The sequence below is a fragment of the Marinobacterium ramblicola genome (genome assembly GCF_019084545.1).
In the GTDB taxonomy this organism is placed as follows: Bacteria; Pseudomonadota; Gammaproteobacteria; order Pseudomonadales; family Balneatricaceae; genus Marinobacterium_D; species Marinobacterium_D ramblicola.
The window spans coordinates 144713-154034 of record NZ_JAHREP010000011.1 but is presented as its reverse complement, the minus strand read 5'-3'; the positions used below and the strand labels follow the sequence as shown (position 1 = coordinate 154034).

Here is a 9322-nt window from a genome sequence, read left to right as displayed (position 1 = left end):
CGGTGGTGCCCGGTAGCCACAATCATATAGAACTCGCGATGAAGCACGGGCGGATCTATTCGACGACATTGAGCGGTTCCATAATCCACGAATACATCGTAGAGTCGCCCGGCAAGATCTGAAGTTTTCAGCCCTTTTCAAACCGTCCGTGGAAATGGGGTAGAATCCTATCGCCCCGACTCTTCCTTGGTACTATACGGCTAGGACTGTACTCAGGAAGCTGTGGCTGTTGGACTGCTCGTATCGCTCAGGGCGTTAGCTGGCCTTTGCGCTTAGCTCGCCGCATCACCTAAGGAAACTCTTATGACCATCGCAGTAAGGGGCATGCATGCGTAAGAAGCTCCCCTCAGGCAGCGCTGATGCAATCGGTAATGCGCGCACAACCCAGGTCGAAAAGCCTTCACCTACTAGGGCCACAAAACGAAAGCCTGCGACTTCAAAGGCGAAAGGAGCTTCTGCACGCCCGACAACTGGGCGTGAAAAGCTAGTGAGAGCTGCAGCGGAGGTACTGGCTGACGTGGGCTTTGAGAAGCTCACATCGAACGCTATTTGTGCTCGTGCAGGCGTCACTCCGCCTACTTTCTATCATTACTTCAAAGATAAATATGAAGTCCTTGAGGAGCTTGCAGAGCAGTTGCTGGGCAAGCAAAACGAGGAGTTCGACGTATGGCTTGCTGATTATGCTTCGCGCCAGGAAGCGGCCCCGCCTCTCGAAATGATCGAGCGCTGGTTCTTCACCGCTGCGGATTTCGTATCGAAGGAGCCAGGCGGCATTTGGACAATCCGCGCACTGCGCGCACTCCCGAACCTGAGTCATGTCAGGCTCAGTTGGCAGCGTCGGTATACCGACCAGATCTTTAATGTGACACGCCGCTTCACGCCAGAGAGCGCATGGCCGCTCCTCTGGAGCCGTATACGCATAGTGGTCGAGTTCAGCTACGTCGTGGATGAGTTGGTATATGAAGAGGACAGGATCACGCGCGAAACAACCATCCGGGAAGCGGCGCGCATGATCCACAGTCTATTCAAGGACATTACCGTCGCCGAGTAGACACGTCAGGCCTGATCAGAGATCAAGCACTATTCGGGGGCTGTGAGCACGCGAACAGCAGGGAGTAAAGCAATCATTTTTTGCTCGCTCCTCGTCTGTTAGATACGAGTCTCGGTGGTCGATCTCACCCTCGAGCACGCGGGTCATACAGGTGCCGCAGACACCGGCCTCGCAAGAAACCGGAATGTCGAAGCCGGCCTCCAGCAGGACCGTCGCGACTGATTTGTCGGCCGCAATAGTGTAAACGGCGCCGGTTCTCTTCAGCTCAACTTCAAACGAGTCACCCTGAACTCCGGCGTTGGATGTGCCACCGAATGACTCGGAGTGAATGCGATCCGCCGGCCAGCCTTGAGCGCGAGCCGTCCCGATTACCCAATCCATGAACCCTTGTGGGCCACATACATAGAGGCGGGTGTCAGCGTGGTCCGATCGCAGCGAAGCAGGCAGGTCCAGGTGGCTCGACGGGGCTCCATCATCGAAATGAATGAAGACCTTATCGCTGTAGGCCGAGGTCTCGAGGCGCTTCAGGAATGCTGCGTGCTCTTCTGATCTCGCACAGTAGTGAAGTTCGAAACTGGCCCCCCTCTTCGACAACTGCTCTGCCATGCCGAGAATTGGGGTGATGCCAATTCCACCCGCGAAAAACAGAGTGTGTTCGGCAGGATGCAGAGGGAACAGGTTCCGAGGTGTGCTTATCGTCAGTAGATCACCTTCCATCACCTGGGCGTGCATCGCTTCGGAGCCACCACGCGAAGTGGCGGACCGCAACACACCGATCAGGTAGCGATCTGTTTCGTCAGGGCCATTGCACAGCGAATATTGCCTTACCGCGCCGCCGGGCAGGTACACATCGATGTGTGCTCCAGCCGTAAAGGAAGGCAAGTCGCTGCCCGATGGCATCGCCAGTTCGAATAGCGCCACATCGGCGGTTTCATAGCGCTTGTGGACGACTTGGACCACCAGGCTTTCAGATGCAGGTTGCATTGGGACGTACCTCAGCTGCGCTTCGTGATCGAGACGGGCATGACATCGAACTGACGCATCAGCGAGAACGGCAGCAGCGTATAGCGATCACTGGTCAGTTCGATCTCGATCCCCGGCGCGGTTACAGCCTCGATGACTGTCTCGATAAGCAGCTGAGCGACCGACCGACCCATACACATGCGCACGCCGCCGCCAAAGGTCGTTGCTCCGCGCGGCGAGCGCTCCAGGCTGTAAGAGTCTGGATCTGCATAAACCTCGGGATCTCGGTTACCCGCGCCCCACATCATGACGACCTGAGTACCTTTCGGTACGTGAACACCCTCGTACTCGAAGTCCTCCAACGCGTACCGCTGCGACAGAGTCAGAGGTGGATCCAGACGCAGGCCCTCAAAGGCTGCATTGGCCACGAGTGAGCGATCACTGCGCACCTGCGTCATTGCAGATGGGTTGGTGAGCAGGCGATACACGCAGTTCGCTGCGCCCGCTCCGGCGGTATGGAATCCGTCGAACAGGTTCGACGCGATCAACATGCCGACGCTCTCTGGGGGAACGTCAGTAGAGGTGGGATCGACCTGCACATCGACTGCGGCGAAATCAGCCGCGATAGCGTTGATCAGATCGTTGTCGCCCTTAGCCAAGGCACGCTCAACCGATTGAGCCACGATGGCCATGTACTCGCCCATGGCCGAGCCGGCGGTTCTCAGATCCTCATGGGACATCATGATGTTGAACATCGGCAGGAGGCCATGCATCAGCTCAACGATGCGCAACTCCTCCTGCTCAGTCAGGTCGATCAAGGTGCCCCAGAAGCGAGCAGCAGTCAGCCCTGCGAAGTCCGAAATGAAATCGATGGATCCCTTGTTTACAACGTCGTTCAACAAGCCGCTCACGATGTCTCGCATGATCGGCGCGAAAATTTCGACGTTGGTACCTATCATGTGACGCCCCAACACACCTCGGAACGCACGATGGATCGGCGGGTTAAGTGTGAAGACCTGGTTCTGCAGATAGCGGGCAAGAATTCCAGCGTAATAGCGTGCTTCTTCCTCTTTCCCCTCATCTGCCTGCACGCTATAGAAGGCCTGGTCCGAAAGCATGGCGGAAGGCGTGTTGGCCGTGAGAGCAGGATGAATCATCAAGCTGCGCAGTTGATGGTTGCGGAAAACTGCGAGCTTGAGCGGGCCGAACCCTTCGACTTTCATCAGACCTAATTGGGCATCACCGAAGAGCTCGGGATACACCGCTGCGAACCCTTCCTCGTCGGTGAAGTACGGCATGAAGCTAGGCAGGTCATCGATCTGACGTGTCTCTACGGTGGAGGAATTTGGCTGCTGGGTATTGGTCGTCATGGGGCTACTCCGATCGTTGCGAGAGGGTCAAAGCTTCGAGAAGTTGAAAAGGCTGGTTAGTCGCATGCCCAGGTCCAGATCACCGTCGGCCTTCAGCTTCCGGAGCATCAGTCCCATTGCAGGATTCAGCTTGCCTTTAAGCAGCTCGGTCAGGTTCTGATCGGAAATGGTCACTACCAGGTCTGCGGTCGGAGCGGTGCCGATGGTTACCGTACATTGCTCTCCGTCGATCGTGACGTAGGTAGCCTCATGAGTAACAAACTGGATGATGCAGCGAAGGGAGCCCGAGGCCCCTTTGTTGAAGACGGAAGGGAGTTGATTCAGAAGCGCCGTGGAAGACATCTCAGGACCTCATCGTAGTGTGCTTGTTATAGTAAAAACTACACTGTGCAATGTAGCAAAAACTATATTACTTGCACAAGCCTGCTCACAGGTATTTTGATGTCCGGCTACCTGGGTTCTGCATAGGGTGGACTACCCGCTCCGGTAGACATCCCCGGCCTGTGTCCGTCGCAAGGAGTGTTTCTGACACAGGCCAAACGACATTTTCCCGAGTCTTTCAAGCGCGAAGCGGTAAACCAAGTGCTTGCCGGCACGCCGCTTCGTCATGTGGCCGACACGCTGGCCACGAACGCGATGGCGAAACTCGATGCCAGCAACTGAAAGGCCGGGATGCCGGCCGTCAAGCGTCGCCGACATGAGTCGGTGGTCGATGTTGGCCGTTGGTTGGAGAAGGTGGTGCGGGGGTACTTCAATTATCACGCCGTGCCAGGAAACCTGCGGAGACTGAACGGTTTCCGGCTGGAACTGACACGTGCTTGGCGGCAGTCGTTGTTGCGCCGTAGCCAGAAGCACCGCTTACCGTGGCGCCGCTTCAAGCGACTGGTGAATGCATTCATACCTTATGTCAGGTTGGCACACCCCTACCCGACAGAACGTTTTCGCGTCAAAACCTGAGGCAGGAGCCGTATGCGGTAATGCTGCACGTACGGATCTGTGCGGGGGCGGTGGGTAACCACCGTCTCTACCGCGCCCCCCCCTATTGCTTCGAGCTGTCAATACAGCTACAGGTTCGTGCTGGGTTAGCGAGACGATTGCTGGCTTTCCCAGCAGTGATAGTGATCGATCAGCGTTTGCTCGACAGGGCGGTAGGTAATCCCCAGCTCGTCGATACTGCGCTGGTTATCTATGGCGAAGCGAATGCCTAGGTGCTTACGCAGGTAGTCTGCATTGAGGCCGAAGAGTGGCCCGATCAACCTGATCAGTCCGTTTGGCAGGCTGTAGGTTGGTAAGGACCAGGGGCGCCGATGCTGCTGACGAATGATCTTGGCAATCTCGATGAACGACAGCATGCGTTTTTCAGCCAGGATGTATCGACCATGCGCATCGCGATTGCGGGCGGCTGCGATATGCGCCTGTGCCACTTCGCGAACGTCCACCGTGGTGATGCTAAGATCGGGCATGCCATAAAAGAAATAGCCCCTGAGCATTTCGTCCAGAAGAAACAGGCTGCCGGAGTCTGAGGCAGGTGTTAGCGAGGGGCCAAGGATCAGTCCAGGGTTGATCGTCACCAGTGTCCAGCGTTCCTGTTGGGCGCAGATGGCCCAGGCTTCCTTTTCGGCTGCGGTCTTGGCGTAGTGATAAGGATTGTTCTCCAGAGTGCTACTGGTATTGAAGTATGCCTCTGAGAGGGTCTGTCGATCCATCTGCATGACATCGATGTAGTCGCCGAAGATCGCCCCGACAGTCGAGGTCATGACCACTCGTGTGACGCTGGGTGTTCTTTCAACGCTTCCCAGAACATTGCGAGTACCTTGCAGAGCCGGTTCGAGCATCTGCCGACGGCCGTCCTTGATCTTCTCGGGGAGCAGAAATGGCGATGCCACATGATGCACGACCGAGCAGCCATGCATGGGTGCATCGAAGGCTCCAGTTGCCAGCAGGTCGGCCTCGAATAGCTGCAGGCGCCCCGGGAACTCTTTCTGCAGGGTCTGCAATGGCTGCAGCTTGGCTGCATTGCCTAGGCTACGTACCGTTGTATGTACTCTGTTGCCAGCAGCGAGCAATTGCTGGATCAAATGGCAGGCGACATACCCGCTGCCGCCGGTAACTAATACGGTCTCACCCATGGCATATATCCTCTCTCGCACAGGTAGGTGTGAAGCGTTTCATCCGCACAGCCGTCGCCCCTGCGCGCAAGGCACATGTCAGGTAGAACAGTACAGGGGGCATCGGTACCGATGAAGCGAACGTCGTTATGGGATTGTTGTTGCCGTACATGAGCGATGTTCTGTCGCCTAGGTTATCGTCCAACAAGCCTCTCACGATGTCTCGCATAATCGGCGCGAAACTTTCGACGTTGGTACCCATCATGTGACGTCCCAACACACCTCGGAACGCACGATGGATCGGCGGGTCAAGTGTGAAGACCTGGTTCTGCAGATAGCGGGCAAGAATTCCAGCGTAATGGCGTGCTTCTTCTTTCCCCTCATCTGCCTGCGCGCTGTAGAAGGCCTGGTCCGAAAGCATGGCGGAAGGCGTGTTGGCCGTGAGAGCAGGGTGAACCATCAAGCTGCGAAGTTGATGGTTGCGGAAAACTGCGAGCTTGAGCGGGCCGAACCCTTCGACTTTCATCAGACCTAATTGGGCATCACCGAAGAGCTCGGGATACACGGCTGCGAACCCTTCCTCGTCGGTGAAGTACGGCATGACGCTAGGCAGATCATCGATCTGACGTGTCTCTCCGATGGAGGAATTTGGCTGTTGGGTTTTGGTCGTCATGGGGCTGCTCCGATCGTGGCGAGAGGGTCAAAGCTTCGAAAAGTTGAAGAGGCTGGTTAGCCGCATGCCCAGGTCCAGATCACCGTCGGCCTTCAGCTTCCGGAGCATCAATCCCATTGCAGGATTCAGCTTGCCTTTAAGCAGCTCGGTCAGGTTCTGATCGGAAATGGTCACTACCAGGTCTGCAGTCGGGGCGGTACCGGTGGTTACCGTACATTGCTCTCCGTCGATCGTGACGTAGGTAGCCTCATGGGTAACAAACTGGATGATGCAGCGAAGGGAGCCCGAGGCCCCTTTGTTGAAGACGGAAGGGAGTTGATTCAGAAGCGCAGTGGAAGACATCTCAGAACCTCATTGCAGTGTGCTTATTATAGTAAAAACTACACTTCAAACTATAGTAAAAACTATATTCTTGCGCAAGCCTGCTCACTGGTATTTCTATGGCAATCGCACTAAGTAGCAACGATGTGTGCCCGGTCCGGGCCGTTGAATTCGCGTCGACTCTCCACCATGACCAGTGTCCTCGGTCCCGGCCAGTCCGGCTTCTGTGCCAGCCAGTCGATCTCGTCACTGACCCAGATGCGGCGTGTTTCGATCCGACCGTGATCCTTCTCCACGGCCTGGCCTTGGCCGAAAAATGCTCCTGCATTTTCGGCATTCCCGCCGTCCATGGCGGTCAGGTCGACCCGCCAGGGTCTCCATGAACAGGCGAACGTCATCATGCAACATGTTCTGGTTCCCTTTGAGGGCCAATACATAATCGCCCCCGCCTTCGGTGATCTGCTGCGCCACGGTTTTTTGGAGCCGATGGCATCGATTGAGACGGTGACACCCCTCAGATCGAACAACGACAGGATGTTCGGGATCGCCGTTATCTCGTTCGATTTGGCGTCCACCGCGCGCTGAGCCACGAGCAGATTGGCCTCGCAGGACCAGGCATGGAGCAGATGCAGCGCACGACCGGCTGAACCGAGATGGGAACGGCGCACGCTCTTGCCGTCCAGTGCCAACTGAGCCGGCACGTCGCCGCCGATACGGGCATGGGTCGCCCAGTCGAAAAACGCCGCCTCGAACGCCTCCGGGTCGATCAGGGAAAATACGCGGCCAAAGGTATCGTGAGAGGGGGTGCCGTTGGGCAGCGGCAAGAACTGTCGCAGCCAGTCCTTCTTGGCGCGGCCAAACTCTGCCACCGCTTCCCGGTCATCCATGCCGGCAAGTTCCCATACTGGAGAGTACCGCACAGAGGGCGATGCAGAGGATATCCGATAGCGAGTGAAGCTTATTGGGCGTGGCCCGGCGCGGATCGGGGATTGATTCGAAGAAAGGCCTAGGGTTCGGCAGCATGGCAAAGTATCCGGCAAATACCGACATCAAGCCGTTTTCGTCCCTCAGCCCGACGATCCTGCCACTGTATGGGGATAGTGCGATTGCCCTGGAGATGCCCCCCTCTGTCAGGATTGACGTCGCCCCCTTTGTTACACTCTCTTAATCCTTAAGATTTGCATGCCTCGTTATCCAGAAGAGCGGCGCGCAGGAGATCGCCGGTTATGCCCAGCGCACCAACCTGCCTGCCTACACCCGCAACACATTCAATTCACTGGAAGCATTGACCGAAGAGTGTCTGGCCGCTGCCGAGCGCGGCTATGCGCTGGATAACGAGGAAGCGTAGATCGGCGTTGGCTGCATCGGGGTGCTGATCTACGATCAGAGCAACCAGCCGGCGGCGGGACTCTCCCTGTCCGCCCCGATGGAGCGGCGCAAGGATGAGTGGATTGCGGATGTGGTCGCGGCGGGACAAGCGATATCGGAGCAGCTGGGCTATAGGGCTGAGTAAGCTCAAACAGCCCCGGAGCAGATCACACCAGAAAGCTACGATATCGAGGGGGAACCGGTTGCGAAGCCGCATACCGGACTCCCCCTTACTTTTCTCCTGCACCGGCCCGAAGACGAGCCGGATAGCTGGCGATCATGCCGGCGACAATACTGGCGACAGGTTGCTCATCAACATCAATATCCAGCAACAGCTCCACTGCTGCATATATCATGTCGACGACAATTCGGCTAACCAGCATCAGCTCCGCGGGATCGGCGTCCGGGTATGCCGACTGCAGGAGCTCTCCCTGTGCCTCCGTCACCATCAAGTGCGAATCCAGACGCACGTCCTGCAATGAGGGGATCGCGCGGAGTGCACGCATGATCCAGATACCTCCCGGGGTATCCCGGGTTACTCGATAGGTGTCTATCAGCAAACCCTCCAGTGCCTGTTCGAGCTTGTCGATAGGCCCTTTCAGTACCTCCTCGGTAATCCAGTGCGGTATTAGCTCATTCTGCTTTTGCATCAATCTGTGTCCCAGTTCGGACATCAGGGCGTACTTGTTGGGGAAGTATCGATAGAGCGCCGGAGGCGTCAGCCCCGCGCGTTCACAGACCATATTGGTGGACAAGCGCTCTATCCCGACTTCACCCAGCATGTTGGCCGCAACCTCGAGAATCAGCTCATAGGTTTTGTTGGCTCGTTTCTGCTCGGGCCGTTTTTTAGTGGCAAGAGCCGGGTTGGATGGCGATGTACAAGTGCGTGTCGATGTCATGTCGAAAACCAGAACGTGAGTAGAGCGAAGAATTATTGCACAAGAGTGTTGCAAAAACGATAGCGATGACTATACGATAGTAATCACTACCTTTACGGGAAATCCCTTCTGAGGAGGCAAAGATGACAAAAATAACAACACGGCAGTACGCAACTTCTCTCCTTTTGCTGACGTCGGCGCTGCTCGGTGCTCAGCATGCTCTCGCCAACACTCCAAACGACGCCAAAGGCTTATGGCTTACGGAAGTGGGAGATGCCGTCATCAAGGTCGAAGACTGTCCGGATCGACCCGGCTCAGTGTGCGGAACCATTGTCTGGGACGTGGACGCCGGCACCTCCACCGATACCTGCGGCGAGCGCGTTATTCAGTTGGATGAGTACAGCGACGGTGCCTGGCGTAACGGCTGGGTCTATGACCCGCGAAAAGACAGGACCTACAAGGGCAAGCTAAGTGCCGATGGCAATGAGCTTGACGTTCGGGCCTTTATCGGTGTGGCGGTGCTGGGTGAGACGGAACATCTCACTCGTACGGAACGGCTTCCGACAAAACCGGCCTGCCGCAAATAAAAC

11 protein-coding genes and 3 pseudogenes are annotated in these 9322 nt (G+C 56.7%); 6 read left to right on the top strand and 8 right to left on the bottom strand.

The features are described from left to right. Positions 1-22: 22 nt before the first annotated feature. Both KQ940_RS23205 and KQ940_RS10550 read left to right on the top strand, forming a co-directional pair. A pseudogene (locus tag KQ940_RS23205) lies at positions 23-163 on the top strand (IS3 family transposase); the annotation flags it as partial. Positions 164-328: 165 nt separating this feature from the next. Further along, on the top strand, positions 329-1051 hold the full coding sequence (locus KQ940_RS10550; RefSeq protein ID WP_217413542.1) for a TetR/AcrR family transcriptional regulator: 723 nt from the start codon (positions 329-331) through the stop codon (positions 1049-1051). Between the two features lie 15 nt (positions 1052-1066). On the opposite strand, the gene KQ940_RS10545 is transcribed toward KQ940_RS10550, so the two are convergent. The 3 genes from KQ940_RS10545 to KQ940_RS10535 are packed head-to-tail and all read right to left on the bottom strand — an operon-like array spanning position 1067 to position 3726. Continuing rightward, positions 1067-2035, bottom strand: a complete 969-nt coding sequence (locus tag KQ940_RS10545; RefSeq protein WP_217413541.1) for a PDR/VanB family oxidoreductase — start codon at positions 2033-2035, stop codon at positions 1067-1069. Positions 2036-2046: 11 nt separating this feature from the next. Then, entirely contained in the window at positions 2047-3384 is a 1338-nt protein-coding gene (locus tag KQ940_RS10540) for a cytochrome P450 (RefSeq protein ID WP_217413539.1), read from the bottom strand. Between the two features lie 27 nt (positions 3385-3411). Beyond that, positions 3412-3726 (bottom strand): SCP2 sterol-binding domain-containing protein, encoded by a 315-nt coding sequence (locus tag KQ940_RS10535; protein WP_217413538.1) that lies wholly within the window; start codon positions 3724-3726, stop codon positions 3412-3414. A gap of 177 nt (positions 3727-3903) precedes the next feature. Between KQ940_RS10535 and KQ940_RS10530 the strand changes: the two genes are divergently transcribed. Together KQ940_RS10530 and KQ940_RS10525 are read left to right on the top strand one after the other, a co-directional pair. Further along, positions 3904-4047, top strand: a complete 144-nt coding sequence (locus KQ940_RS10530; RefSeq protein ID WP_217413537.1) for a hypothetical protein — start codon at positions 3904-3906, stop codon at positions 4045-4047. A 9-nt stretch (positions 4048-4056) separates the two neighbouring features. Beyond that, positions 4057-4341 (top strand): hypothetical protein, encoded by a 285-nt coding sequence (locus KQ940_RS10525; protein WP_217413536.1) that lies wholly within the window; start codon positions 4057-4059, stop codon positions 4339-4341. Positions 4342-4466: 125 nt separating this feature from the next. Here the strand turns inward: KQ940_RS10525 and KQ940_RS10520 are convergent, their stop codons facing one another. The 4 genes and pseudogenes from KQ940_RS10520 to KQ940_RS10505 all read right to left on the bottom strand — a co-directional run. Beyond that, positions 4467-5513: an NAD-dependent epimerase/dehydratase family protein gene (locus tag KQ940_RS10520; protein ID WP_217413535.1), complete on the bottom strand. Its 1047-nt coding sequence runs from the start codon at positions 5511-5513 to the stop codon at positions 4467-4469. Beyond that, positions 5506-6165 carry a cytochrome P450 gene (locus KQ940_RS10515; RefSeq protein WP_217413533.1) on the bottom strand — a complete coding sequence of 220 codons (660 nt, stop codon included), beginning with the start codon at positions 6163-6165 and terminating at the stop codon, positions 5506-5508. The genes KQ940_RS10520 and KQ940_RS10515 overlap by 8 nt, the downstream gene beginning before the upstream one ends. Before the next feature lie 27 nt (positions 6166-6192). Then, entirely contained in the window at positions 6193-6507 is a 315-nt protein-coding gene (locus KQ940_RS10510) for an SCP2 sterol-binding domain-containing protein (RefSeq protein ID WP_217413530.1), read from the bottom strand. A 140-nt stretch (positions 6508-6647) separates the two neighbouring features. After that, positions 6648-7536: pseudogene (locus KQ940_RS10505) on the bottom strand (ISAs1 family transposase); the annotation flags it as partial. A gap of 142 nt (positions 7537-7678) precedes the next feature. Between KQ940_RS10505 and KQ940_RS10500 the strand changes: the two are divergent. Next, a pseudogene (locus tag KQ940_RS10500) lies at positions 7679-7999 on the top strand (IclR family transcriptional regulator domain-containing protein). Positions 8000-8084: 85 nt separating this feature from the next. Here the strand turns inward: KQ940_RS10500 and KQ940_RS10495 are convergent. Further along, positions 8085-8753: a TetR/AcrR family transcriptional regulator gene (locus KQ940_RS10495; protein ID WP_217413528.1), complete on the bottom strand. Its 669-nt coding sequence runs from the start codon at positions 8751-8753 to the stop codon at positions 8085-8087. 122 nt (positions 8754-8875) lie between these two features. Between KQ940_RS10495 and KQ940_RS10490 the strand changes: the two genes are divergently transcribed. Continuing rightward, complete coding sequence (locus KQ940_RS10490; protein ID WP_217413525.1) at positions 8876-9319, top strand: DUF2147 domain-containing protein; 444 nt, start codon at positions 8876-8878, stop codon at positions 9317-9319. Positions 9320-9322: the final 3 nt, after the last annotated feature.